This window comes from Diaphorobacter aerolatus (assembly GCF_014489535.1).
GTDB classification, from domain to species: Bacteria; Pseudomonadota; Gammaproteobacteria; order Burkholderiales; family Burkholderiaceae_C; genus Diaphorobacter_A; species Diaphorobacter_A aerolatus.
The window spans coordinates 3980440-4004609 of sequence record NZ_CP060783.1 but is presented as its reverse complement, the minus strand read 5'-3'; the positions used below and the strand labels follow the sequence as shown (position 1 = coordinate 4004609).

General features: G+C 60.8%; 23 protein-coding genes, 2 tRNA genes and 3 pseudogenes. 4 read left to right on the top strand and 24 right to left on the bottom strand.

Annotation, left to right across the window (positions count from 1 at the left end):
- Positions 1-10: 10 nt before the first annotated feature.
- From H9K75_RS18650 to rpsO, 20 genes and pseudogenes are all read right to left on the bottom strand, one after another.
- Positions 11-1486 carry an NADH-quinone oxidoreductase subunit M gene (locus H9K75_RS18650; protein ID WP_187723744.1) on the bottom strand — a complete coding sequence of 492 codons (1476 nt, stop codon included), beginning with the start codon at positions 1484-1486 and terminating at the stop codon, positions 11-13.
- A 16-nt stretch (positions 1487-1502) separates the two neighbouring features.
- A complete protein-coding gene (locus H9K75_RS24150) occupies positions 1503-2066 on the bottom strand; it encodes a proton-conducting transporter membrane subunit (protein WP_226858308.1) in 564 nt (187 codons plus the stop codon).
- Positions 2063-3541: an NADH-quinone oxidoreductase subunit L gene (nuoL, locus tag H9K75_RS18645; protein WP_226858307.1), complete on the bottom strand. Its 1479-nt coding sequence runs from the start codon at positions 3539-3541 to the stop codon at positions 2063-2065. Before nuoL ends, H9K75_RS24150 begins: the two co-directional genes overlap by 4 nt.
- A 24-nt stretch (positions 3542-3565) precedes the next feature.
- Positions 3566-3874 (bottom strand): NADH-quinone oxidoreductase subunit NuoK, encoded by a 309-nt coding sequence (nuoK, locus tag H9K75_RS18640; protein WP_187598586.1) that lies wholly within the window; start codon positions 3872-3874, stop codon positions 3566-3568.
- Positions 3874-4545: an NADH-quinone oxidoreductase subunit J gene (locus H9K75_RS18635; protein WP_187723743.1), complete on the bottom strand. Its 672-nt coding sequence runs from the start codon at positions 4543-4545 to the stop codon at positions 3874-3876. Before H9K75_RS18635 ends, nuoK begins: the two co-directional genes overlap by 1 nt.
- A gap of 34 nt (positions 4546-4579) precedes the next feature.
- Complete coding sequence (gene nuoI / locus H9K75_RS18630; RefSeq protein ID WP_187723742.1) at positions 4580-5095, bottom strand: NADH-quinone oxidoreductase subunit NuoI; 516 nt, start codon at positions 5093-5095, stop codon at positions 4580-4582.
- Positions 5096-5107: 12 nt separating this feature from the next.
- Positions 5108-6184 carry an NADH-quinone oxidoreductase subunit NuoH gene (nuoH, locus tag H9K75_RS18625; RefSeq protein ID WP_187723741.1) on the bottom strand — a complete coding sequence of 359 codons (1077 nt, stop codon included), beginning with the start codon at positions 6182-6184 and terminating at the stop codon, positions 5108-5110.
- Positions 6181-8312 (bottom strand): annotated as a pseudogene (gene nuoG / locus H9K75_RS18620) (NADH-quinone oxidoreductase subunit NuoG). The gene nuoH and the pseudogene nuoG overlap by 4 nt, the downstream one beginning before the upstream one ends.
- 23 nt (positions 8313-8335) lie before the next feature.
- Positions 8336-9691, bottom strand: a complete 1356-nt coding sequence (gene nuoF / locus H9K75_RS18615) for an NADH-quinone oxidoreductase subunit NuoF (RefSeq protein WP_187723740.1) — start codon at positions 9689-9691, stop codon at positions 8336-8338.
- Positions 9688-10179: an NADH-quinone oxidoreductase subunit NuoE gene (gene nuoE, locus H9K75_RS18610; RefSeq protein ID WP_187723739.1), complete on the bottom strand. Its 492-nt coding sequence runs from the start codon at positions 10177-10179 to the stop codon at positions 9688-9690. The genes nuoF and nuoE overlap by 4 nt, the downstream gene beginning before the upstream one ends.
- On the bottom strand, positions 10176-11429 hold the full coding sequence (locus tag H9K75_RS18605; protein WP_187723738.1) for an NADH-quinone oxidoreductase subunit D: 1254 nt from the start codon (positions 11427-11429) through the stop codon (positions 10176-10178). The genes nuoE and H9K75_RS18605 overlap by 4 nt, the downstream gene beginning before the upstream one ends.
- Positions 11430-11462: 33 nt before the next feature.
- Positions 11463-12071: an NADH-quinone oxidoreductase subunit C gene (locus tag H9K75_RS18600; RefSeq protein ID WP_187723737.1), complete on the bottom strand. Its 609-nt coding sequence runs from the start codon at positions 12069-12071 to the stop codon at positions 11463-11465.
- 10 nt (positions 12072-12081) lie between these two features.
- Positions 12082-12561, bottom strand: a complete 480-nt coding sequence (locus tag H9K75_RS18595) for a NuoB/complex I 20 kDa subunit family protein (RefSeq protein ID WP_166067101.1) — start codon at positions 12559-12561, stop codon at positions 12082-12084.
- A gap of 24 nt (positions 12562-12585) precedes the next feature.
- Complete coding sequence (locus H9K75_RS18590; RefSeq protein ID WP_187723736.1) at positions 12586-12945, bottom strand: NADH-quinone oxidoreductase subunit A; 360 nt, start codon at positions 12943-12945, stop codon at positions 12586-12588.
- 75 nt (positions 12946-13020) lie between these two features.
- Positions 13021-13105, bottom strand: a tRNA-Leu gene (locus H9K75_RS18585).
- Positions 13106-13228: 123 nt separating this feature from the next.
- Positions 13229-13611, bottom strand: a pseudogene (gene secG, locus H9K75_RS18580) (preprotein translocase subunit SecG).
- Between the two features lie 46 nt (positions 13612-13657).
- The gene (gene tpiA, locus H9K75_RS18575) at positions 13658-14407 is read right to left on the bottom strand and encodes a triose-phosphate isomerase (protein ID WP_187723735.1); all 750 of its coding nucleotides are present in this window, start codon (positions 14405-14407) and stop codon (positions 13658-13660) included.
- Positions 14404-15408: an NAD(P)H-quinone oxidoreductase gene (locus tag H9K75_RS18570; protein ID WP_187723734.1), complete on the bottom strand. Its 1005-nt coding sequence runs from the start codon at positions 15406-15408 to the stop codon at positions 14404-14406. Before H9K75_RS18570 ends, tpiA begins: the two co-directional genes overlap by 4 nt.
- A 128-nt stretch (positions 15409-15536) precedes the next feature.
- Positions 15537-17767 (bottom strand): annotated as a pseudogene (gene pnp / locus H9K75_RS18565) (polyribonucleotide nucleotidyltransferase).
- 214 nt (positions 17768-17981) lie between these two features.
- Positions 17982-18248, bottom strand: a complete 267-nt coding sequence (gene rpsO / locus H9K75_RS18560) for a 30S ribosomal protein S15 (protein ID WP_187723733.1) — start codon at positions 18246-18248, stop codon at positions 17982-17984.
- Between the two features lie 261 nt (positions 18249-18509).
- Here rpsO and H9K75_RS18555 point away from each other — a divergent pair, with 261 nt between their 5' ends.
- The 3 genes from H9K75_RS18555 (at position 18510) to greB (ending at position 19592) form a co-directional block, all read left to right on the top strand.
- Positions 18510-18749: a hypothetical protein gene (locus tag H9K75_RS18555; RefSeq protein ID WP_187723732.1), complete on the top strand. Its 240-nt coding sequence runs from the start codon at positions 18510-18512 to the stop codon at positions 18747-18749.
- Between the two features lie 94 nt (positions 18750-18843).
- Positions 18844-18919 (top strand) — tRNA-Arg (locus H9K75_RS18550).
- Between the two features lie 103 nt (positions 18920-19022).
- The gene (gene greB / locus H9K75_RS18545) at positions 19023-19592 is read left to right on the top strand and encodes a transcription elongation factor GreB (protein ID WP_187723731.1); all 570 of its coding nucleotides are present in this window, start codon (positions 19023-19025) and stop codon (positions 19590-19592) included.
- 77 nt (positions 19593-19669) lie between these two features.
- Here greB and H9K75_RS18540 read toward each other — a convergent pair whose 3' ends face one another.
- Positions 19670-21949: a RelA/SpoT family protein gene (locus H9K75_RS18540; RefSeq protein ID WP_187723730.1), complete on the bottom strand. Its 2280-nt coding sequence runs from the start codon at positions 21947-21949 to the stop codon at positions 19670-19672.
- Between the two features lie 137 nt (positions 21950-22086).
- Between H9K75_RS18540 and H9K75_RS18535 the strand changes: the two genes are divergently transcribed.
- Positions 22087-22359, top strand: a complete 273-nt coding sequence (locus tag H9K75_RS18535; protein ID WP_187723729.1) for a hypothetical protein — start codon at positions 22087-22089, stop codon at positions 22357-22359.
- An 11-nt stretch (positions 22360-22370) separates the two neighbouring features.
- Here H9K75_RS18535 and rpoZ read toward each other — a convergent pair whose 3' ends face one another.
- The 3 genes from rpoZ to H9K75_RS18520 are packed head-to-tail and all read right to left on the bottom strand — an operon-like array spanning position 22371 to position 24153.
- Complete coding sequence (gene rpoZ, locus H9K75_RS18530; RefSeq protein WP_166067109.1) at positions 22371-22574, bottom strand: DNA-directed RNA polymerase subunit omega; 204 nt, start codon at positions 22572-22574, stop codon at positions 22371-22373.
- 21 nt (positions 22575-22595) lie between these two features.
- On the bottom strand, positions 22596-23216 hold the full coding sequence (gmk, locus tag H9K75_RS18525) for a guanylate kinase (protein ID WP_187723728.1): 621 nt from the start codon (positions 23214-23216) through the stop codon (positions 22596-22598).
- 40 nt (positions 23217-23256) lie between these two features.
- A complete protein-coding gene (locus tag H9K75_RS18520) occupies positions 23257-24153 on the bottom strand; it encodes a YicC/YloC family endoribonuclease (RefSeq protein WP_264293857.1) in 897 nt (298 codons plus the stop codon).
- Between the last annotated feature and the right edge of the window lie 17 nt (positions 24154-24170).

The following is a 24170-nucleotide window of genomic DNA, read 5'->3' as shown; positions in this document are numbered from 1 at the left end:
TCCAGTCTGGTCAGTTCAATTTCGACTGCGCGACGTGCTTGATCAGCTCGGCAACAGAAACGTCCATCACGTCGGTGAATGGCTTCGGATACAGACCCATGTAGAGCACGGCAATGGCCAGAATCGCCAGCACGAGGAACTCGCGCGAACCGATGTCCTTGAGTTTTGCGACATGGTCGTTGGCAACCGGGCCCAGATACACGCGCTTGTACATCCAAAGGGTGTAGGCCGCGCCGAAGATCAGCGCCGTGGCAGAGCCGAGACCGATCCAGAAGTTGAATTTCACCGCTCCGAGGATCACCATCCACTCGCCCACGAAACCGGCGGTCGCGGGCAGACCACAATTGGCCATCGCGAACAACAGGGCAAACGCGGCAAACTTGGGCATGGTGTTGACCACACCGCCATAGGCCGAAATTTCCCGCGAGTGAACACGGTCGTAGAGCACGCCGATGCACAGGAACATCGCACCCGACACGAAGCCGTGAGCGATCATCTGCACGATGCCACCGGAGATGCCGAGGTCGTTGAAGATGAAGAAACCGAGCGTCACGAAACCCATGTGGGCGACCGACGAGTAAGCCACAAGCTTCTTCATGTCGCGCTGAACCAGCGCCACCACGCCCACGTAGATCACGGCGATCAGCGACAGCGTGATCATGAGCCACGCATATTCACGCGCGGCGTCCGGAGCAATCGGCAGCGAGAAACGCAGGAAACCATAGGCACCGAGCTTCAGCATGATCGCGGCCAGCACGGCGGAACCACCGGTAGGCGCTTCCACGTGGACGTCCGGCAACCAGGTGTGGACCGGGAACATCGGAACCTTCACCGCGAAGGCGGCAAAGAATGCGAAGAACAACAGTGTCTGCGCGGTCGCCGAGAGTGGCAACGCGTGCCAGGTGGCGATGTCGAAGCTGCCACCCGACGCGTTGTACAGGTAGATCAGCGCGATCAGCATGAGCAGCGAACCGGCCAGCGTGTACAGGAAGAACTTGAACGCCGCGTAGATACGGTTCGGGCCGCCCCAGATGCCGATGATCAGGTACATCGGAATCAGAGTCGCTTCGAAGAACACATAGAACAGGATGCCGTCGAGTGACGAGAACACGCCGATCATGATGCCCGAGAGGATCAGGAACGCGGCGAAGTATTGATTCACGCGCTCGGTGATGTTTTCCCACGAGGCGATCACCACGATCACGGTGATGAAGGCGGTCAGCGGCACGAACCAGAAACTGATGCCGTCCACGCCGAGGTGGTAGTGCACGTTGAAGCGCTCAATCCACATCGCCTTCTCAACGAACTGCGCGGCAGCCGTCGCGTTGTCGAAACCGCCGAACATGGGCAACGTGACCGCCAGCCCGATGAGCGCCCCGATCAGCGCGATCCAGCGCACCATCGGTGCCTGGTTGTCACGCCCAAAGAAAAGCAGCAGAACGCCGAAGGCGATCGGTGCCCAGATTGCAAGACTCAACAATCCCATTTTTATTTTTCCCCTACTACTTGTTGAGCCACACGAAGTACGTCATGAGCGCAAACACACCCAGGATCATGACCAACGCGTAGTGATAGAGATAGCCGGTCTGCAGTGTGCGGACCCACTGGCCGAATCGAGCCATGAGCTTCCATGAACCGTTGACGAGCGCCCCGTCGATGATCGCCTGATCGCCGACCTTCCAGAACACCGTGCCGAAAGCGCGCGCGCCACGCGCGAAGACGTTTTCATACACCCAGTCAACGCCGTACTTGTTTTCGAGCAGTTGATACAGGCCGATCTTCTTGGAGAACGACATGATGGCAGCCGGAATTTCGGGCTTGGCCAGATAGAAGATGCCAGCCACCACCACACCGGCCAGTGCAAGCCAGAATGGCGCGGCGGTGAAGCCGTGCAGCGCCATTGAGACCCAATCATGGATCTCCTCGCCGAGTTCGGCCATGGCATGGTGCTTCGTACCGTCGACGCTAATCACGCCCTTGAAGAAGTCGCCCAGCACCATCGGCGCCAACGCAATCGCGCCGATCACCACGGAAGGAATCGCGAGCAGCACGAGAGGCAGCGTCACGACCCATGGCGACTCGTGCGGCTTGTCGTCATGTCCATGGCCGTGGTGGTCATCATGCGCGTGGTGCGCGTCGTGGTGTGCGTCGGGATTCTGGTCGTAGCGCTCCTTGCCCAGAAGACGATGAAGTACAGACGGAACGAATAGAACGCCGTGATGAACACTCCGGCGAGCACCGCAAAGCTGGCGAAACCGGCAGCCGGCAGGTTGGAAGCGTGCACGGCCTCGATGATCGCGTCCTTGGAATAGAAGCCCGAGAAGAACGGCGTGCCGATCAGCGCAAGGCTGCCGATCACGAAGGTCCAGTGCGTCAGTGGCATGTACTTGCGCACATTGCCCATCCAGCGGATGTCCTGATTGTGGTGCATGCCCATGATCACCGAACCGGCGCCAAGGAACAGCAGCGCCTTGAAGAACGCGTGCGTCATCAGGTGGAATACCGAAACCGAGTACGCCGACACGCCCAGGGCGATGGTCATGTAGCCGAGCTGCGAGAGCGTCGAGTACGCGATCACGCGCTTGATGTCGTTCTGGATGATGCCCAGGATACCCATGAACAGCGCGGTGATCGAACCGATCACGAGGATGAAGTTCAGCGCGGCGTCCGAGAGTTCGTACAGCGGCGACATGCGCGAGACCATGAAGATACCTGCGGTCACCATGGTCGCGGCGTGAATCAGCGCGGAGATCGGTGTCGGGCCTTCCATGGAGTCGGGCAGCCAGGCGTGCAGCGGGAACTGCGCCGACTTGCCCATCGCGCCGATGAACAGGCAGATGGCGATCACGGTGACCAGCAGCCAGGTGGTGCCGGGCAATTGCGTGGTCTGGATTTCGGGCAGCTTCGCGAAGATTTCGGTGTAGTTCAGCGTGCCGGTGTAGGCAGCGATCAGGCCGATGCCGAGAATGAAGCCGAAGTCACCCACGCGGTTGACCAAGAACGCCTTCATGTTGGCAAAGATCGCCGTGGGCTTCTTGTAGTAGAAACCGATCAGCAGATAGGACACCAGACCCACGGCTTCCCAGCCGAAGAACAGTTGCAGCAGGTTGTTGGCCATCACCAGCATCAGCATGGAGAAGGTGAACAGCGAGATGTAGGAGAAGAAACGGTCGTAGCCGTCGTCGTCCGCCATATAGCCCAGCGTGTAGATGTGCACCATCAGCGACACGAAGGTCACCACGCACATCATCATGGCCGTGAGGCTGTCGATCATGAAGCCGACCTCCATCTTCAGGCCGCCGACCACCATCCAGGTGTAGATCGTCTCGTTGAACGTGGCAGCGTTGAACACGACCTGCTTGAACACGAAGGCGGACAGCAGGAAGGAGAGCAGAACGCCGAGAATCGTCAACGAGCTGCTGACGGTGCGGCCGATCTTGTTGCCACCAAAGGCGGTACCCCAGATACCCGCCAAGGCTGAGCCGACCAGCGGTGCCAGAGGCACGGCCAGCAGCATGGATGCATTAAGGGTTTGACTCATTCTTCTGAACCTTGGTTAGTCCGTTCAACCCTTGAGGGTGTCGAGATCTTCGGCGTTGATGTTGCGGTTGTTGCGGAACAGCAGCACCAGAATCGCCAGACCGATGGCCGACTCCGCGGCGGCCACAGTCAGGATGAAGAACACGAATACCTGGCCATGCATGTCGCCAAGGTAATGGGAGAACGCGACGAAATTCATATTGACGGCCAGGAGCATCAGCTCGATGGCCATCAGCAGAACGATGAGGTTCTTGCGATTGAGGAAGATGCCCACCACCGACATGGCGAACAGCATCGCGCCGAGTGCCAGGAAGTGACCCAATGTCAAAGTCATTATTTCTTCTCCTCGGGAGTCGGCTCGGCCTGCGGCGCTGCGGGAGCGACGGGTTTTTGCACCGCATCCATCTTCACGACCTTCAGGCGATCAGACGCGCGCACGCGAATCTGCTGCGATGGGCTGACCGCCTTGCTGTCCTTGCGCTGACGCAGCGTCAGGGCAATCGCGGCAATCATCGCCACGAGCAGGATCACGGCGGCAATCTCGACGGGGTACAGATACTCGGTGTAGAGCAGCTTGCCCAGTTCCTTGGTGTTCGAATAAGGGATCACCTTGCCTGCGGCATCGACCACCACGGCTGCGGCCTTGGGCTCCTCCATGCCGCGAAAGCCGGTCATCAGCACGGCACCCATTTCAAACGCAATCAGCGCACCAATGAACGCGGCCAGCGGAAAGTGCCGCCAGAAGCCCTTGCGCACGGTATCGATGTTGATGTCCAGCATCATCACGACGAACAGGAACAGCACCATCACGGCGCCCAGATACACCAGCACCAGCGCGATGCCGAGGAATTCAGCCTTGAGCAGCAGCCAGATGGCAGCCGCCTGCGAGAAGGCCAGAATCAGATTGAGCACTGCATGAACCGGATTGCGCGCAGTGATGACGCGGAAGGCTGCGAACAGCAGCACTGCCGAGAACAGGTAGAAAAAAACGGTTTTGGCGTCCATGAATCGAATCTTCTTTTGTGATCAAGGAGCCGCTTCAGCGGTACTTGGCATCTGCGCCCTTGGCAGCTGCAATCTCGGGTTCATAACGATCACCCACGGCCAGGAGCATGTCCTTGGTGTAATACAGGTCGCCGCGTTTTTCTCCGTGGTACTCGAAGATATGGGTCTCGACGATGGAGTCCACCGGGCAGCTTTCCTCGCAGAAGCCGCAGAAGATGCACTTGGTCAGGTCGATGTCATAGCGCGTGGTGCGACGCGAACCATCGGCGCGCACGTCGGATTCGATGGTGATGGCCATGGCCGGACAAACGGCTTCGCACAGCTTGCAGGCAATGCAGCGCTCTTCGCCATTTTCATAACGGCGTAGCGCGTGCAGGCCACGAAAGCGCGGCGACAGAGGCGTCTTTTCCTCAGGAAACTGCACCGTGATCTTGCGACGGAAGGTGTAGCGGCCAGTCAGCGCCATGCCCTTGACCAGCTCCACGAGCATGAAGCTCTTGAAGAAATCCTTGATGGAGAAATTAGACGCAGGAGCAGTAACGGTAGTCATGTCTATCCCCGCTTATTTCCAGATATTCCAGGGCGACAGCAACCAGCCTGCAATCACGAGCAGCCAGATGAGTGTCACCGGGATGAAGATCTTCCAGCCCAGACGCATGATCTGGTCATAGCGAAAGCGCGGGAAGGTAGCGCGGATCCAGATGAACATGGACACCACGAGGAAGGTCTTGACCGCCAGCCAGATCCAGCCGGGGATGAAGCCCAGGAAATCGAACGGTGGCAACCAGCCGCCGAGGAACATGATCACGGCAAGGATGGACACGAGCCACATGCTCGCGTATTCGGCCAGGAAGAACACCGCGAAGCCCATGCCCGAATACTCGACCATGTGACCGGCGACGATTTCCGCCTCGCCTTCCACCACGTCGAACGGGTGACGGTTGGTTTCGGCGACCGACGAGATCAGGTAGACGATGAAGATCGGCAGCAGCGGCAGCCAGTTCCACGACAGGACGCTCGCGCCCATGCTCGCGAAGCGGCCCTGCGATTGACCCAGGACGATCTCGGTCAGGTTCATCGAACCGGACACCATGATCACCACCAGGAAGCAGAAACCCATGGCGATTTCATAGGACACCATCTGCGCCGATGCGCGCAACGCACCGAGGAAGGCGTACTTGGAATTGGACGACCAGCCCGCGATGATCACGCCGTAGACCTCGATCGACGTGATCGCCATGATCAGCAGTAGACCGGCATTCACGTTGGCGAGTGCCACGTCGGGCCCGAACGGAATCGCGACCCAGGCCGCGAGCGCGGGCATGATCGCCATGATCGGGCCAAGATAGAACAGACCCTTGGCCGCAGCGGTCGGCTGAATCAGTTCCTTGGTCAGCAGTTTCAAGCCGTCGGCCAATGGTTGCAGCAGGCCCATGGGGCCCACGCGGTTGGGGCCGAAACGGATCTGCATGAAACCGAGCAGCTTGCGCTCCCAGAGCGTCAGGTAGGCAACGGCGCCCATCAAGGGGGCCACGATGCAGACGATCTTGATGAGAATCCAGAGCACCGGCCAGACCACGGCCGTCCACCAGCCCGCATTGATGGCATTCAGACCGCCGTTGTAGATTGCGTCGATCATTGGGCTGCTCCCTTCAGCGCTGCACGACCGTCAGCCGTCAGTTGCAGCGATGGCGCGCGGCGCACCAGGCTGTCCAGTTGGTAGATGCTCGCAACGCTCGGCTCGCCAGCAACACCCGAAGCCTGCAGCGACGCAGAGGTGGCGTTGCTGAGCGCCTCGGCGGGCACCTGGGTGGTCTCGCCAGGCTGCCTGCCCGTGATGCGTGCAAGCACGTCCTGCGAGGTCTCGTAGTTCATGTCCTGCAGATCCATGAGATTGCCCAGCACGCGCAGCACCTTCCATGCGGGACGTGCATCACCAGCGGGCTTGACCACGGCGTGGAAGCTCTGCAGGCGGCCCTCGGCGTTCACGAACGAACCAGCGGTTTCGCTGAATGGCGCGATGGGCAGCAGGACGTCGGAGAACTCCATGTTGGCCTTGAACGGGCTCATGGTCACGACCATCTGCGCATTGTTCAAGGCGGCTTTTGCCTCTGCGCCCAGCGCCGAATCGAACTCGGGTTCGGTGTTCAGCAGCAGCACGGCCTTGAGCGCACCTCGCAGCATCTGGCCGGCGTTCAGGCCATCTTGCTGCGGTTCGGCCTGAACCCACTGCGCGCCCACGGTGTTGGCGGCTTCGGTCAGGTAACCGACGGATGCACCGGTGTTCGCGCCAATCCATTGCGCCAGTGCCAGCAGGTTGGAGGCGTTGGTGTGGTGCGCGGCGGCGTTGCCGAGCAGGATTGCCTTGCGCTCGCCGGACAGCAGCGACGCAGCCACGGCACGCGCGCCTTCGCTCACACCTTCGACGGCAATCGGTGTCGGCATGGATTTTTCTGCGGCGATGGCGGCGACGATCTGCGCGAGCGCGTCGCTCCAGAGCGCGGCCGGTGCCACGATGGCCTGCGACACGGGCATGGCCCAGTCATACACCGTGGCGTTGATCGCATTCACGGCGCAGCCCTTGCGCGTGGCCTGGCGGATGCGCTGCGCAAACAGCGGATGATCCTTGCGCAGGTTCGAACCCACCACGAGTACCGATTGCAGAGCAGACAACGAAGCAATCGAGGTACCGAGCCAGTGCACGCCTTCGCTCTTCGCGAATTCGGCATTGCGCAGGCGATGGTCGATGTTGTCGCTGCCCAGACCGCGCATGAGCGCACCGGCGAGATACAGCTCCTCCAGCGTGCTGTGCGGGCTTACCAGAGCGCCGATGCTGTTTGCACCGTGATCGCTCTTGATGCCACGCAGGCCGTTGGCCACGTACTCGAGCGCGGTCTGCCAATCGACTTCCTTCCACTGACCGCCCTGCTTGAGCATGGGCTTCGTGAGTCGGTCTTCGCTGTTCAGCGCTTCATACGAGAAACGGTCGCGGTCGGCAATCCAGCACTCGTTGACGTCTTCGTTCTCGAAGGGAACGACGCGCATGACCTTGTGGTTCTTGACCTGGACGATCAGGTTGGCACCGTTGGAATCGTGCGGAGACACCGACTTGCGGCGCGACAGTTCCCACGTGCGGGCACTGTAGCGGAACGGCTTGCTCGTGAGCGCGCCGACCGGGCAGATGTCGATCATGTTGCCAGAGAGTTCGGAATCCACCGTGTCGCCCAGCACCGTGGTGATTTCGGAATGCTCGCCACGGTTGATCATGCCGAGTTCCATGACACCGGCCACCTCCTGGCCGAAGCGCACGCAACGGGTGCAGTGGATGCAGCGCGTCATTTCCTGCATGGAAATCAGCGGACCGACGTCCTTGACCGGCACCACGCGCTTTTCTTCTTCGTAGCGCGATGTGCTGCCGCCGTAACCGACGGCCAGATCCTGCAACTGGCATTCACCGCCCTGATCGCAGATCGGGCAGTCGAGCGGGTGATTGATCAGCAGGAATTCCATCACGGACTGCTGAGCCGTGATCGCCTTGTCGCTCTTGGTGCGAACGATCATGCCCTGCGTCACCGGCGTGGCGCAAGCGGGCATGGCTTTCGGGCCTTTTCGACATCCACGAGACACATGCGGCAGTTGGCCGCAATCGACAGCTTCTTGTGGTAGCAGAAGTGCGGGATATAGGTACCGGCCTTCTCGGCGGCATGCATGATCATGCTGCCTTCCGTGACCTCGACCTTCTTACCGTCCAGTTCAATTTCAACCATATGCTTTTCTCGCGATCCGGCGGCTATGCAGCCTGCTTGGAAGCGTTCTGGATCTTCGCTTCAAACTCATGACGGAAATGTTTGATCATGGCGCGAACCGGCATCGCAGCCGCATCGCCCAGCGCGCAGATCGTGCGCCCCATGATGTTCACCGACACCGAATCCAGCAACTCGATATCTTCCGGACGGCCCTCGCCGTGCTGAATGCGGTTCACCACGCGCCACAGCCAGCCCGTGCCTTCACGGCATGGCGTGCACTGGCCGCAGGACTCGTGCTGATAGAAGTACGACAGGCGCAGCAGGCTCTCGACCATGTCGCGCGAGTCGTCCATCACGATCACCGCGCCCGAGCCCAGCATCGAGCCGGCCTTGGAGATGGAGTCATAGTCCATCGTGCAGTCCATCATGATGTTGGCAGGCAGCACGGGTGACGATGATCCCCCGGGGATCACGGCCTTGAGCGTGCGACCGGTGCGAACACCGCCAGCGAGCTCGAGCAGTTTGCCGAACGGCGTGCCCATCGGAACTTCGTAGTTGCCGGGCAGGTTCACGTCGCCGCTCACCGAGAAAATCTTGGTGCCGCCGTTGTTGGGCTTGCCGCATTCGAGGTAGGCCTGACCGCCATTGCGGATGATCCACGGCACGGCCGCGAATGTTTCGGTGTTGTTGATGGTCGTCGGCTTGCCGTACAGACCGAAGCTGGCCGGAAACGGCGGCTTGAAGCGCGGCTGGCCCTTCTTGCCTTCGAGCGATTCGAGCAGCGCGGTTTCCTCGCCGCAGATATACGCGCCGAAACCATGGTGCGCATGCAACTGGAAGCTGTAGCTGCTGCCCAGGATGTTGTCGCCGAGATATCCGGCGGCACGCGCCTCTTCCAGGGCCGCCTCGAAGCGTTCGTAGACCTGGAAGATTTCGCCGTGGATGTAGTTGTAACCCACCGAGATGCCCATCGCGTAAGCGGCAATGATCATGCCTTCGATGACGATGTGGGGGTTGAACATCAGGATGTCGCGGTCCTTGCAGGTGCCCGGCTCACCCTCGTCCGAATTGCAGACGAGATGCTTCTGACCCGGGAACTGGCGCGGCATGAAGCTCCACTTGAGGCCAGTCGGAAAACCTGCGCCGCCACGCCCACGCAGACCGCTTTCCTTCATCGTGGCGATGACCTGATCCTGCGTGAGACCTTCGCCGCCGTCCTTGCCGAGCAGCTTGCGCAGCGCGACATAGCCGCCGCGCGCCTCGTAGTCCTTGATGGACCAGTTGCTGCCGTTCAGGTCCGCATAGATCTGCGGATTGATGTGGCGATCATGAAAACAGGTCTCGACCCCGCTGGCGGCGAACTTGTTCAGGACTGCATTGGCTGCCGCACTGGTATTCATGCCCTGCCCTCCGCAGCCTTCAGGCCGTCAATCAGCTCGTCAAGCTTTTCGTTGCTCATGAAGCTGCACATGCAGCGGTCGTTCACCAGCATCACGGGCGAGTCGGCGCAGGCGCCAAGACATTCGGACTGCTGCAGTGTGAACATGCCGTCCGCCGTGGTCTCGCCCATCTTGATGCCCAGACGGTGCTCAAGGTGATGCAGCGCCTTGTAGCCGTCGCGCAACTGGCAAGGCAGGTTGGTGCAGACGTTCAGCTTGTACTTGCCAACGGGCTGCTGGTTGTACATGTTGTAGAAGGTGGTGACTTCGTGCACCGCGATCTCGGGCATGCCGAGGACTTCGGCAATCACGGCTTCGCTCTCGGCGCTCACCCAGCCCTGCTCCTGTTGCACGATGGACAGGCACGCCATGACGGCGGACTGCTTCTGGTCGGCCGGGTACTTGGCCACCTCACGCGCAAAGCGTTCTTTGGTCGCTTCGGTAATCATCGGTCAACGTCTCCAAACACGATGTCCAGGGTGCTCAGCACCATCACAGCGTCGGCCAGCATGTGGCCGCGGCACATCTCGTCCATGGCGGACAGATGCGCGAATCCTGGTGGACGGATCTTCAGGCGATAAGGCTTGTTGGCCCCGTCGCTCACCAAATAAATGCCGAACTCGCCCTTGGGGTGCTCGACAGACGCATAGGCCTCGCCCTCGGGCACGTGAAAGCCTTCGGTGAACAGCTTGAAATGGTGGATCAGGTCCTCCATGTTGCTCTTCATGCCTTCGCGATCGGGCGGCGCAATCTTGTGGTTGTCGGTGATGACCGGGCCGGGATTGGCCTTGAGCCAGTCGACGCACTGCTTGATGATGCGGTTGGATTCACGCATCTCCTGCACGCGCACCAGGTAGCGGTCATAGCAGTCGCCCTTGGTGCCCACCGGCACGTCGAAATCCATGCGGTCATAGACTTCATAGGGCTGCGACTTGCGCATGTCCCATGGCACGCCGGATGCACGCAGCATCGGACCGGTCAGGCCGAGGTTCATGGCGCGCTCGGCGCTGACCACGCCGATGTCCACATTGCGCTGCTTCCAGATGCGGTTGTCGGTGAGCAGGGTTTCGTACTCGTCGCAATTCTTCGGGAAGCGGGCCGTGAAATCGTCGATGAAATCGAGCAGCGTGCCCTGACGGTTCTTGTTGATTTCCTCGATGGCACGCGCGTTGCGAATCTTGCTGGCCTTGTACTGCGGCATGGATTCCGGCAGGTCGCGGTAGACACCGCCCGGACGGAAATAGGCCGCGTGCATGCGCGCACCCGACACCGCTTCGTACATGTCCATCAGATCCTCACGTTCGCGGAACGTGTAGATCAGGATCGTGGAACTGCCCGCATCATTGCCCGACGAGCCCAGCCACATCAAGTGATTCATGATGCGCGTGATTTCGGAGTACATCACGCGGATGTATTGCGCGCGAATCGGCACGTCGATGCCGAGCAGCTTCTCGATGGCCAGGCAGTAGGCGTGCTCGTTGCACATCATCGAGCAGTAATCCAGTCGGTCCATGTAGGGCAGCGACTGGATGTAGGTCTTGCTTTCAGCCAGCTTTTCGGTAGCGCGGTGCAGCAGGCCGATATGCGGGTCGGCACGTTGCACGACTTCGCCGTCCAGCTCCAGCACCAGGCGCAGCACGCCGTGCGCCGCCGGATGCTGCGGTCCAAAGTTCAGGGAATAGTTCTTGATTTCAGGCATGTTCTTCCGTCAAAAAGGCGCCCAGGGCGCCTCTCAGTGCAGGCCTCCGTAATTGTCTTCCCGGATGATGCGCGGCGTGATTTCGCGAGGCTCGATCGTCACCGGCTGGTAGACCACGCGGGCCGCCTCGGCGTCGTAGCGCATCTCGACATGACCGGAAACCGGGAAATCCTTGCGGAACGGGTGACCGATGAAGCCGTAGTCCGTGAGAATGCGGCGCAGGTCTTCATGCCCGTCGAACACGATGCCAAAGAGGTCGAAGGCTTCGCGCTCGAACCAGTTGGCACCGCTCCAGATATCGGAGACCGTGGGTAGCACCGGGAAATCATCATCGGCGCAGAACACGCGCACGCGCACGCGCTGGTTCAGGCTGATGGACAGCAAATGCGACACGACGGCAAAACGCGGGCCATCGGTGCCCACACCGGCGTAGGCCGAATAGTCCACGCCGCACAGATCCAGCAGAACCTCGAACCTGCAGCCCGCAGCCTCGTGCAAAAGCCGCATCACGTCGACATAGTGTTCCGCCGACACCTCGATCGTCACTTCGTCGAGCGTCACCTTCACGGAACGCACCTTGTCGCCCATGACAGAGGCGAGGTTGTCCTTCAGGATTTCAGGATGAATTGCGTTGACAGTCATGTGCACCTTCTCAGACGCGGGCAATGGTGTGCGTGCGGCGGATTTTCTGCTGCAGCTGGATGATGCCGTAGATCAGCGCTTCGGCCGTTGGAGGGCAGCCTGGCACGTAAACATCCACCGGCACGATGCGGTCGCAGCCACGCACCACGGAATAGCTGTAGTGGTAGTAGCCGCCGCCATTCGCGCACGAACCCATGGAGATCACCCAGCGCGGCTCGGACATCTGGTCATACACCTTGCGCATGGCGGGTGCCATCTTGTTGCACAGGGTACCGGCGACGATCATCAAATCGGAGTGGCGCGGACTGGCGCGGAACACCTCGGCGCCGAAGCGGCCGATGTCGTAACGCGCGGCAGCGGCGTGCATCATCTCCACCGCGCAACAGGCGAGGCCGAATGTCATCGGCCAAATCGATCCGGTCTTGGCCCAGTTCACCACGGAGTCATAGCTCGTGGTGACAAAGCCTTTGCTCATCACACCTTCAATCATCGTGTTTGTCCTTGTTGCGACCGGTTATTCCCAGTCCAGAGCGCCTTTTTTCCACTCGTAGGCAAAACCCACGACCAGAATGGCCAGAAAGACCAGCACTGCCACAAATCCTGTCATGCCGACGTCCTGCAGAGTCACCGCCCACGGGAAAAGAAAGGCGATTTCCAGATCAAACAGGATGAAGAGAATGGCGACGAGGTAATAACGCACGTCGAACTTCATTCGGGCGTCATCGAAGGCCTCAAAGCCGCATTCATAGGGGGAGTTTTTTGCAGCGTCAGGGCGATTGGGGCCCAGAACATACCCCAAAGCCAGAGGTATGACGCCTACGGAGATCCCCACCAGGATGAACAAGAGGACGGGGAGGTATTGATCGAGGTTCATCGGAGGCGCTCACCGCAGAAGTCCAAAACCCAGACTTGCCGCTTGCCGGACAAGCCTGGGTTGGTCTTTGTGTATTGGTGCCGTCGGCGAGACTCGAACTCGCACAGCTTTCGCCACTACCCCCTCAAGATAGCGTGTCTACCAATTTCACCACGACGGCTTTTGACTGTGTCCGGATGGCATGAGGAACCCGTGTGAGGGGTTTTGGCTTTCCAGACAGAGCGCGATTCTACTCCGGAAAAACCCTGCAACAACAAAGAGAGCAGGATTTTTCGAAGTCTTTTTAGTTTTTCGGAATTTCAGCAGCACCAGAGGCTGGCACCGCCGGGGCACCACTGCGGAGGCGGGAGCCGACGCGGCACTCGCGGGCACTGCCGCAGGAATCGAAGCGGCCGGGCCTTCCAGCACGCTGCCCGTGCCCGCGCTGCGCGCGTTTCCGAAATAAGCCAGGGCCAGCGTCGATACGAAAAACACCGTGGCCAGCGCTGCGGTCGAGCGCGACAGGAAGTTGGCGCTACCCGACGCTCCAAACAGACTGCCCGAACTGCCGCTGCCAAAGGCCGCGCCCATGTCGGCGCCCTTGCCATGCTGCACGAGGATCAGACCGATCATGCCGAGCGCGGATAGGATCTGCACCGCAAGAATAATGTTGACAACCATACCCATGTTCAAACTCCTAAATTGTTCGGATCGTTGCAGTCACCAGTGCGGATCACTGGGCTGCGGAAATGATTTGCAGGAAGTCGGCCGGCTTCAGCGAAGCGCCGCCGACCAGACCTCCATCGATATCTGGCTGCGCGAGCAACTCCGCCGCGTTCGCCGCATTCATGCTGCCACCGTACAGCAGCTTGATGACGTCCGCCTTTTGCGAAGCCGCCGCCAACTGGGCGCGCAACACCGCGTGTACCTGCTGCGCCTGCTCGGGCGTGGCCGTCTTGCCCGTGCCGATGGCCCAGACGGGCTCGTAGGCCACAACGATTTCGCTCACGCAATGCGTGACTGCATGGATGGCAGCGGCCAGTTGGCGCTTGACGACCGCCTCGGTCTTGCCATCTTCGCGCTCGGCCAGCGTCTCACCCACGCAGACAATCGGCGTGATGCCAGCGGCGAGAGCGCGCTGCGCCTTGGCACCCACGACGGCATCGGTCTCGCCATGGTACTGGCGGCGCTCCGAGTGACCCACGAGCACGTAACGCGTGCCGAATTCCTTGAGCATGGCGGCCGACATTTCTCCGGTGTAGGCACCCGACTCGTGCGCCGACACATCCTGTGCGGCCAGCGCAATCGGAGAGTTGGCAAGAAGCTGCTGCACCTGCGAGAGATAGGGAGCCGGCACGGCCACCGCGATGTCGCAGAGCGCGCGGGCACCGACGGCCTCGTTCAGCGCGTTCAGCAGCGCCGCATTGGCAGCCAGGCCACCATTCATTTTCCAGTTACCGGCGATGAGTTTCTTGTTGTTCATATATCCCAAGTCAAAACGATCTTGCCTGTATGTTGATTGGATTCCATGAGTTCGTGCGCCTTGGCTGCATCTTCCGCAGCGAAGGTGCTGTGGATCACGGGCCGCACCTTGCCTGAGGCAAGCAGCGGCCAGACCTTGTCACGCAACGCCCTGGCAATCGCAGCCTTGAAAGCCCCGGAACGCGGACGCAGGGTCGAGCCGGTGATGGTCAGCCGTTTGCGCAGCACGAGACCCGCATTGAATTCCGACTTCACGCCGCCCTGCACCGCGATGATGACGATGCGGCCATCTTCGGCCAGGCACTCCACCTCGCGCGCGACATACGAGCCCGCCACCATGTCGAGCACCACATCCACGCCCTTGTCCCCGGTGATGCGACGCGCCTCGGCCACGAAATCCTGGGTCTTGTAGTTGATGGCGAAATCCGCACCCAATTCGAGGCAGTTGCGGCACTTCTCGTCGCTTCCGGCAGTCACGATCACGGTGGCACCAAAGGCCTTGCCGAGCTGGATCGCCGTCACACCAATGCCGCTGCTGCCGCCCTGGATCAGCAAGGTCTCGCCCGCAGCCAGATGGCCTCGGTCGAACACGTTGCTCCATACCGTGAAGAAGGTCTCGGGCAGAGACGCCGCCTCGACGTCGCTGAAACCCTCGGGCACCGGCAGACACTGCGCGACTGGCGCAACGCACCATTCGGCATAGCCGCCTCCGGCAACCAGTGCGCAGACACGGTCGCCGATCTGGAGACCAGCGGCCTGCATGGCCTCGGCATCACCCGCCTCGACCACGCCCGCCACTTCCAGCCCCGGCAGATCGGATGCGCCCGCTGGCGGCGCATACGCGCCCTTGCGTTGCAAAACGTCGGGGCGGTTGATGCCGCTCGCGCGCACGCGGATGAGCAATTCGCCCTTGCCGGCCTGCGGCATGGGACGCTCACAGATTTTCAGCCCCTCAGGCGGGCCAAAGGCCGTGATTTCCACGGCACGCATTGTCGACGTCATCCTTCACGATCCAAGGTTTTGGCGTCCGGCATCCGGACCCGCGTGCACGGACAGAAACCCGCCCGCGCACTTTTTCCTGAAACAAACATGCCGCCGCCCGAAAGGCCGGCGGCACCAGCCGCTATCGCTTATTGCTGTTGTTGCTGCTGCTGGTCGTCGCGGTTCTCACGACGCTCGCCCCGATCATCGCGGCGCTCGCGGCGGTCGCCACGTTGCTCGCCACGATCACCGCGCTCTTGCGGCGCAGGACGACCGCTGTCGCCAGCAGGACGATCCAGCAGAGCCTTCATGGACAGCTTGACGCGGCCCTTCTCGTCGGTTTCGAGAACCTTGACCTTGACGATCTGGCCTTCCTGCAGATAGTCGGACACCTTCTCGACACGCTCGTGGGCGATCTGGGAGATGTGCAGCAAACCGTCCTTGCCGGGCAGCAGGTTGATCAGCGCGCCGAAGTCGAGAATCTTGGTGATCGGGCCTTCGTAGACCTTGCCGATTTCCACTTCTGCGGTGATCTGCTCGATGCGGCGCTTGGCCTCATCCGCCTTCGCGCCGTCTGTGGCCGCGATGGTGATGGTGCCGTCTTCCTCGATGTTGATCTGCGTGCCGGTTTCCTCGGTCAGCGCACGGATGGTCGCGCCGCCCTTGCCGATCACGTCGCGGATCTTTTCGGGGTTGATCTTCATGGTGTAGAGCTTGGGAGCGAAGTTCGAGACTTCGGTCTTGGCCTCGCCCATGGCTTCCTGCATCTTGCCCAGAATGTGCATGCGCGCTTCCTTGGCCTGCGCCAGAGCGACCTGCATGATTTCCTTGGTGATGCCCTGGATCTTGATGTCCATCTGCAGCGCGGTAATGCCGTTGGTCGTGCCAGCAACCTTGAAATCCATGTCGCCCAGGTGATCCTCGTCACCCAGAATGTCGGTCAGCACGGCGAAACGGTTGTCTTCCTTGATCAGGCCCATGGCGATACCGGCCACGTGCGCCTTCATCGGAACGCCCGCATCCATCATCGACAGGCAGCCACCGCAGACCGAAGCCATCGACGAAGAACCATTGGACTCGGTGATTTCCGACACCACACGGATCGTGTAGGGAAACTCTTCCTTGGTCGGCAGCACGGCGATCAGCGCGCGCTTTGCGAGGCGACCGTGGCCGATTTCGCGGCGCTTGGTCGAACCCATGCGGCCCACTTCACCGGTGGCAAAGGGAGGCATGTTGTAGTGGAAAATGAAGCGGTCTTCGAACTCGCCGGCCAGCGCGTCGATGCGCTGCGCGTCGCGTTCGGTGCCGAGCGTGGAAATCACCAGCGCCTGGGTTTCACCACGCGTGAACAGCGCCGAGCCGTGAGTGCGCGGCAGCACCGAGTTGCGGATTTCGATGGGGCGCACGGTGCGCGTGTCACGACCGTCGATGCGTGGCTCACCGGCCAGGATCTGGCTGCGAACGATCTTCGCCTCAATGTCGAACAGCAGGCCTTCGACCTTCACCGCGTCGAACTCGACACCCTCTTGCTTGAGCGAAGCCAGCACCGAAGCGGTGGCCTCGCGCAGGGCCTGCGTGCGGGCCTGCTTGGAACGGATCTGGTAGGCAGCGCGCAGCTTTTCTTCGGCGAGTTGCGTGACCTTGGCGATGAAGCCTTCGTCCTTGGCGGGAGCTTGCCAGTCCCACACGGGCTTGCCTGCTTCGCGCACCAGTTCGTGGATCGCGTTGATCGCGATCTTGCCTTGCTCATGACCGAACACCACCGCGCCCAGCATCACTTCTTCAGGCAGTTGCTGCGCTTCGGATTCCACCATCAGCACAGCGGCTTCGGTACCGGCCACCACCAGATCCATCTGCGAATCCTTGCGGGCGGTCTGACCGGGGTTCAGCACGTATTCACCGTTGATGTAGCCAACGCGTGCGGCGCCAATCGGGCCGCTGAACGGGATACCGGAGATCGACAGCGCGGCGGAAACGGCGATCATCGCGGCGATGTCGGCGTCGACTTCGGGTTCAAGGAGATGGTGTGGATGACCACATGCACCTCGTTGTAGAAGCCTTCGGGGAACAGCGGACGGATCGGGCGGTCGATCAGGCGGCTGGTCAGGGTTTCCAGTTCGCTGGGCTTGGCTTCACGCTTGAAGAAGCTGCCGGGAATCTTGCCAGCGGCATAAGTCTTCTCGATGTAGTCCACGGTCAGCGGGAAAAAGTCCTGACCGGCCTTGGCATTCTTGGAACCCACGACGGTGGCCAGAACCACGGTGTCGTCGATGTTGACGAGCACCGCGCCGGACGCCTGACGCGCGATTTCACCGGTTTCCATGACGACGGTCTTGTCGCCCCACTGGAAGCTCTTGGTCACTTTGTTGAACATGGTCATTGAATGAACTCCATTTGTATTTTGGAAGCGGAGAACCCGGTCTCCGCATGGGATGGAGGGCAACTCAGAACACGATGCCATTCCAGTGAACCTGCCCTGTGTGCCTGTCGGCCAGGGCCATTGGAATGACACAGCTTCGCTCTTTATTGCTGCTCCGAAGTAAAAAACGCCTGAGCTAGCGTGCTAACCCAGGCGTTTTTTCATGCCAGTGCAATTACTTGCGCAGACCCAGCTTGGCGATCAGCGCGGTGTAACGTTCAGCGTCCTTGGACTTCAGGTAATCCAGCAGCTTGCGACGACGGCTCACCATGCGCAGCAGGCCACGACGACCGTGGTGATCCTTGGCGTGTTGCTTGAAGTGAGGAGTCAGTTCGTTGATGCGAGCGGTCAGCAGAGCCACTTGCACTTCTGGGCTACCTGTGTCGGTTGCGGAACGGGCATTGGCCTTGACGACCTCAGCCTTGATGGTAGATGCGATCATGATTTTTTCCTTGGAACGGGACCCGGATGAGCTACAAAACTTGCAGCATCAAAGTCCTTTGATTACTTGCGCTGTCGGCTGGAACGGTCAACAGCGTGCGTCCTGCACCATGCAAAACCCGACGATTATAGCAAAACGCGTCCGCCACGGCTCTGGCGCGCCCGGCTGCGGCAATATGCACGCCACTGACATGGCTCATCGACGCGCCGCCCGCAAGGCTCAAAGATGACGAACCCCATCCACACACAAAGGGAGTCATTCATGCGCCAGCATCTTTTCGGAGCCGCACTCTGCATCGCCTTGGTCGGCATCACTCTGTCAACGCCGGGCCACGCCACCAGGAAAACCAAGGAGTCCAGGGCATCGGCAACGCAGCGCACGAAGATCAAGATCGAGAAAAGCGATTCGAGCGAGTCACAGACCGAGAGAGACAAACGACTCTACAGAGAATGCCAGGGCCTGCCAAATGCCGGGGCTTGCGCGGGCTACACGCGCAGGTAAAAGACGCACATCATGCGGACCAATACGCCAGACTTCCCGGGATTTTGAATATTCCCCGAAACACCGAAATTTCCATGCTAGAATCCAAAGCTTGGCGGCTGTAGCTCAGCTGGATAGAGTACTTGGCTACGAACCAAGGGTCGTGGGTTCGATTCCTGCCAGCCGCACCAAAACGACAAGCCTCAGAGTGGAAACGCTCTGAGGCTTTTTCGTTTCTGCGCCGCCCCAATGGCCTTCTCGCTCGTGCTTGCCGTTCTGAGGCAAGATAACGCCATGAACAAGGCCTTCACCAAAGAATCCGACGGAGATGACGACGAGGACGACCTGCCGCAAGCCACCGGTATCCCTGCGGGCAGCAAGAACTACATCACGCCCTCCGGCTACGCGCGGCTGCGTGCGGAACTCATGCACCTGATCGATACGGAGCGCCCGCAGATCGTGGACATCGTGCACTGGGCCGCAAGCAACGGTGATCGCTCGGAAAACGGCGACTATCTGTACGGCAAGAAACGGCTGCGCGAGATCGACCGCCGCATCCGTTTCCTCACCAAGCGCCTTGAAATTGCCGAAGTGGTCGATGCATCGCAGCACCAGGGCAGCGATCAGGTGTTCTTTGGCGCCACGGTGACCTATGTCGATGACCTTGATGATATGGAACGCACCGTCACCATCATGGGCGTGGATGAGGCGGACAACGCGCAGCAGCAGATCAGTTGGGTCTCGCCGGTGGCGCGCGCGCTCGTCAAGTCGCGCGAGGGCGACGAGGTGACCCTGCAGACGCCTGCGGGAATTCGCACGCTGGAAATTGTCGAAGTGCGCTACCCACCCGCTCCGAAGCCGTAGCGCCCGCGCAATGAAAAATGCCAGCGACACGGCTGGCATTTCGTTTTGGCGCTTGGCCAAAGCAAGCAGGCCGTGTCTCAGGTCGCCAGCGGGATTTCGCGCAGCACGCGCAAGACCGAATTCGTGCGCCGCAGATTGCGCAGCACCGATTCGAGATGCGCGAGATCACGCACCTGGATCAGGAAGCGCAGATCGATGGTTTCCTCCATCGCCTCGCCCTCCATTTCCACGCGCACGATGTCGGCCTCGGAATTGGCCAGTTCAGCGGCCACGCGCGCGAGCACGCCCTTGCCATTGGTGACCGTGACGACGATGCCGGTCTCGAACGAGCGCGCGGGCTCCTCGGCCCAGTCCACGGCAATGAAGCGGTCGCCATCCTTGGCCTGCAATTTCATCGCGACCGCGCAACGCACGTTGTGCACCACCAGCCCCTCGCCGCGACCCAGATAGCCCGTGATCGGATCGCCGGGCACCGGGCGGCAACACTGGGCGTACTGCACCGACGCGCCTTCGCTGCCATCGAGCGTGATTCCGCCTTGCGAGATGGTTTCGTGCGAGCTGTAGCGTTCGCGCGTCAGCAGCAGGGCATCGGGGCGCTGGCCATCCTCGGACATCAACAGCGCCATGCGCTTGGCGACGATGCTGGCCACGCGCTTGCCAAGGCCGATATCGGTCATGAGCTCGGAGCGCGTGCGACTGCCGGTAAAGCGCAGCAGCTTTTCCCAGATGGGCGCCTGCGAATCCTCGTCGGGCAGATTTTCCATGCCCTCGGCACGCACCGCCTGCGTGAGCAGCTTCTCGCCGAGGCTGGCCGATTCGGTCAGTTCCATCGTCTTGAGATAGTGGCGAATCTTGGAACGCGCACGCCCGGTGCGAACGAACGCCAGCCACGCGGGATTTGGATGCGAATCCTCCATGGAGACGATCTCCACCACGTCGCCGTTCTTGAGCTCGGTGCGCAGCGGCACCTGCTCGCCGTTGATCTTGCCCGCCACTGCATGATCGCCCACGTCGGTATGCACCGCATACGCGAAATCGACGACCGTGGCACCCCGTGGCAACGCCATGATCTGGCTCTTGGGCGTGAACACATAGACCGCGTCCGGGAACAGATCGACCCGCACGTGATCCCAGAATTCGGCCGCGTCGCGGGTTTCGTTCTGGATGTCGAGCAGCGACTGCAACCACTTCGTGCCCATGCGCTCGACGGACGACGCGCCTGCGCCGCCGACTTCCTTGTACAGCCAGTGCGCCGCCACGCCGGCCTCGGCCACGACATTCATCTCTTCCGTGCGGATCTGGAACTCGATGTTCACGCCCGCAGGGCCCACCAAGGTGGTGTGCAGCGACTGATAGCCATTGGCCTTGGCGATGGCGATGTGGTCCTTGAACTTGCCGGGCACCGGCTTGTACATCTGGTGCAGCACGCCGATGGCCGTGTAGCAGTCGGTCACCGTGGGCACGATGACGCGGAAACCGTAGATGTCGGTCACCTTGGCGAAGCTCAGATGCTTCTCCGTCATCTTCTCGTAGATCGAGTACATGGTCTTTTCACGACCGGCCACCCGCACGGCCATTCCCATGCGGCTGAAGGCCAGATCGATCTCGCCCTGGACCTTGGCGACCAGATCGCGGCGGCGGCCACGCGCCTTGTTCACCGCCTTGGAGAGCGTCGCGTAGCGCCATGGATGCAGGTGGCGAAACGCCAGATCCTGAAGTTCGCGAAACGTCTGGTTCAGCCCGAGGCGATGCGCGATCGGAACGTAAATTTCTATCGTCTCGGACGAGATGCGGCGCCATTTGGAACGCGGCATGTCCGAGAGCGTGCGCATGTTGTGCGTGCGGTCGGCCAGCTTGATCAGGATGACGCGCACATCGCGCGCCATGGCAAGCAGCATCTTGCGGAACGACTCGGCCTGGTTTTCCTCACGCGTGTCGAACTGCAGCTTGTCGAGCTTGGTCAGGCCGTCGACCATCTCGGCGACCGAAGCGCCGAAGCGCGTGACCAGATCGGCCTTGGTCACGCCGCAATCCTCCATGGCATCGTGCAGCAGCGCGGCGCTCAGCGCCTGGGCATCGAGCTTCCAGCTCGCACACAGCCCGGCCACGGCAATCGGATGCGTGATGTAGGGCTCGCCGCTGTTGCGCATCTGGCCCAGATGGGCCTGATCCGCGAAACGGTAGGCCTTGCGCACCAGCTCGATGCTCGCATCGTCGAGATAGTCGAGTTTCTCCAGAAGCGCGGCAAAGCTTGCCGCCGCCGCATTGGCAGCAGCCGCAGACGAGCCGCCGGGAACCTTGACCGGAGGGCTGATATTCGACGATGTAGCGGATGTCTGGTTAGACACTACGTTCATGCCCCAAATGTAGCGTGTGCAAAAGAATATGACTATAAGGTGCTATAGAACTTGCGTGGCCTTGTAGGGACTCCATCAATGCAATGGAGTCGCCGCTCTCCAGCCCGTTTGCCCCGCAAAGCGGCCCCGGAGGGCCGATGCTGCACCGCAACAAGCCCCATGATAAACATCCCACGACGCGCGCATTAAGCGCCAGCGTTGTCAGAGCGCATCAGCGATTGATTTTGATGCGAAAAACTGTATGGCTGAGAGAAAAATCTCAATCGCCAACCGAGGATGGTGATGAAAAGTCTGCGGCAACCAAGCCACGCCGTGAGTCAACGATACCTCAGGCACAAAAAAAGCGCCGTCAGACGGCGCTTTTCCGGTTTGCAGGCCAATGGCTCGCGCCTATGACCCAAGGGACATGAATTGCAAAAAATCAGCCCGGAACCTTCTTGAGCATTTCCAGACCCACCTTGCCGGCAGCGATCTCGCGCAGCGCGGTGACGGCGGGCTTGTTGCGGCTCTCAATCTTGGGCGAATGGCCCTGGCTCAACATGCGGGCACGATAGGTCGCTGCCAGAACCAGTTGAAAACGGTTGGGGATTTGCTCGAGGCAGTCTTCCACAGTGATGCGGGCCATGTGATTCTCCGGGGATCCAGTTCAAGGAATATGGAGCGATTCGAAAGTATCAGCCCGGGCTCTTCGCTGGGCGGCGTACTTCAGACGCTGTGCGTGAACGATGGTTTTCAGGTCGAAAAGCGCATGTTCAAAAACTTCGTTGATTATAACGAAGTCGAAATTGCATGCCTGAGACATCTCGTCGGACGCGTTGACGAGACGCGTTTCGATGACCTCGGGCTCATCCTCACCGCGCCGTTCCAGACGCGAGCGCAGCTCTTCCCAGCTTGGCGGCAGAATGAACACCAGCACGGCATTGGCAAAGGTCTTCTTGACCTGCATCGCGCCCTGAAAGTCAATCTCCAGGATGACGTCGCCGCCCTTGCCCACGCGATCCTCGATTGCCCGCTTGGACGTGCCATAGCGGCGACCATGCACATTGGCCCACTCGACGAAACCGTTGGCCGCCACCATGGCGTCGAACTCCTGATCCGACGCGAAAAAATATTCCCGGCCATGCTTTTCCTGCCCGCGAGGCGCGCGCGTGGTGTGCGAAACCGAAGGCTGCACTCGCGTGTCCAGTTCGCGCAAGGCCTTCACCAGACTGGATTTACCTGCCCCGCTCGGTGCAGACACTACAAATAGATTACCTGGATAGTCCATAGATTGGAGCGCTAGCTGCGCTGACAAAACGGAAGAATTATCACTCGATGTTCTGCACCTGCTCGCGCATTTGTTCGATCAACACCTTCATGTCCACACTTATTTTTGTCAGCTCCATCGCCGCAGACTTCGAGCCCAGCGTGTTGGCCTCGCGGTGCAGTTCCTGAATCAGGAAATCAAGGCGCTTGCCGACCTCGCCGCCCTTTTTGAGCAGGTGCTCGATCTCGTCGAGGTGCGAATCAAGGCGCGTGATCTCCTCAGCCACGTCGATGCGAATGGCAAAGGCCGTGGCTTCGGTGAGTGCGCGATCCTGCGCCGCCTCCGGGGCCACGCTGCCTTCGGCCAGCTCCATGGCCTCCTTCCAGCGCTCCATGAAGCGCTGGCGCTGCTGCTCGACGAGCCTCGGCACGAGCGGAACCGCCTGCCGGGCCAGCACCCGCAACTGGCTGATACGATCAAGCAAGGTGGCTGCTAGGCGCTCGCCCTCGCGCTCACGGGCGGTGGTCAGATCGTTCAAGGTGCCTTGGGCGAGCTTCTTGAGCGGCTCGCTCCAGTCGAGCCCCGCGCCCGAACCCGCAGCGCACATGCGCAGCGCATCCGATACGCTGAGCGGCGCGGCATCGGGAAGCCAGGCCGTCACGGTGTCCTGTAGCGAACACAGGCGCTGCAGCATTTGTGGAGACGGATCCGGCAGCGCAGCGCTGTCGTTGGCGTCGACGAAAAATGCCCGCACCTCGACCTTGCCGCGCTTGAGCCTGGCCGTGAGCAGGCTGCGCAGCATCGGCTCCTGCGCGCGCAAGTCCTCGGCCAGACGAAAAGAAAGATCCAGAAAGCGGCTGTTCACCGATCTGATCTCCAGCCCCAGTTGCCTGTGCGACGCGTTTTGCCGCTCTTCGCTCACTGGCGCTTCCAGCTGTGCGCTGGCATATCCTGTCATGCTGTAAACTGCCATTG

What these genes read in the sequence shown, in the direction of transcription:
- H9K75_RS18650 (WP_187723744.1), bottom strand. Translation starts at nt 1,486, where the DNA reads ATGGGATTGTTGAGTCTTGCAATCTGGGCACCGATCGCCTTCGGCGTT.
- nuoL (WP_226858307.1), bottom strand. Translation starts at nt 3,541, where the DNA reads ATGAGTCAAACCCTTAATGCATCCATGCTGCTGGCCGTGCCTCTGGCA.
- nuoK (WP_187598586.1), bottom strand. Translation starts at nt 3,874, where the DNA reads ATGACTTTGACATTGGGTCACTTCCTGGCACTCGGCGCGATGCTGTTC.
- H9K75_RS18635 (WP_187723743.1), bottom strand. Translation starts at nt 4,545, where the DNA reads ATGGACGCCAAAACCGTTTTTTTCTACCTGTTCTCGGCAGTGCTGCTG.
- nuoI (WP_187723742.1), bottom strand. Translation starts at nt 5,095, where the DNA reads ATGACTACCGTTACTGCTCCTGCGTCTAATTTCTCCATCAAGGATTTC.
- nuoH (WP_187723741.1), bottom strand. Translation starts at nt 6,184, where the DNA reads ATGATCGACGCAATCTACAACGGCGGTCTGAATGCCATCAATGCGGGC.
- nuoF (WP_187723740.1), bottom strand. Translation starts at nt 9,691, where the DNA reads ATGAATACCAGTGCGGCAGCCAATGCAGTCCTGAACAAGTTCGCCGCC.
- nuoE (WP_187723739.1), bottom strand. Translation starts at nt 10,179, where the DNA reads ATGATTACCGAAGCGACCAAAGAACGCTTTGCGCGTGAGGTGGCCAAG.
- H9K75_RS18605 (WP_187723738.1), bottom strand. Translation starts at nt 11,429, where the DNA reads ATGCCTGAAATCAAGAACTATTCCCTGAACTTTGGACCGCAGCATCCG.
- H9K75_RS18600 (WP_187723737.1), bottom strand. Translation starts at nt 12,071, where the DNA reads ATGACTGTCAACGCAATTCATCCTGAAATCCTGAAGGACAACCTCGCC.
- H9K75_RS18595 (WP_166067101.1), bottom strand. Translation starts at nt 12,561, where the DNA reads ATGATTGAAGGTGTGATGAGCAAAGGCTTTGTCACCACGAGCTATGAC.
- H9K75_RS18590 (WP_187723736.1), bottom strand. Translation starts at nt 12,945, where the DNA reads ATGAACCTCGATCAATACCTCCCCGTCCTCTTGTTCATCCTGGTGGGG.
- tpiA (WP_187723735.1), bottom strand. Translation starts at nt 14,407, where the DNA reads ATGAACAACAAGAAACTCATCGCCGGTAACTGGAAAATGAATGGTGGC.
- H9K75_RS18570 (WP_187723734.1), bottom strand. Translation starts at nt 15,408, where the DNA reads ATGACGTCGACAATGCGTGCCGTGGAAATCACGGCCTTTGGCCCGCCT.
- rpsO (WP_187723733.1), bottom strand. Translation starts at nt 18,248, where the DNA reads ATGATCGCATCTACCATCAAGGCTGAGGTCGTCAAGGCCAATGCCCGT.
- H9K75_RS18555 (WP_187723732.1), top strand. Translation starts at nt 18,510, where the DNA reads ATGCGCCAGCATCTTTTCGGAGCCGCACTCTGCATCGCCTTGGTCGGC.
- greB (WP_187723731.1), top strand. Translation starts at nt 19,023, where the DNA reads ATGAACAAGGCCTTCACCAAAGAATCCGACGGAGATGACGACGAGGAC.
- H9K75_RS18540 (WP_187723730.1), bottom strand. Translation starts at nt 21,949, where the DNA reads ATGAACGTAGTGTCTAACCAGACATCCGCTACATCGTCGAATATCAGC.
- H9K75_RS18535 (WP_187723729.1), top strand. Translation starts at nt 22,087, where the DNA reads ATGCTGCACCGCAACAAGCCCCATGATAAACATCCCACGACGCGCGCA.
- rpoZ (WP_166067109.1), bottom strand. Translation starts at nt 22,574, where the DNA reads ATGGCCCGCATCACTGTGGAAGACTGCCTCGAGCAAATCCCCAACCGT.
- gmk (WP_187723728.1), bottom strand. Translation starts at nt 23,216, where the DNA reads ATGGACTATCCAGGTAATCTATTTGTAGTGTCTGCACCGAGCGGGGCA.
- H9K75_RS18520 (WP_264293857.1), bottom strand. Translation starts at nt 24,153, where the DNA reads ATGACAGGATATGCCAGCGCACAGCTGGAAGCGCCAGTGAGCGAAGAG.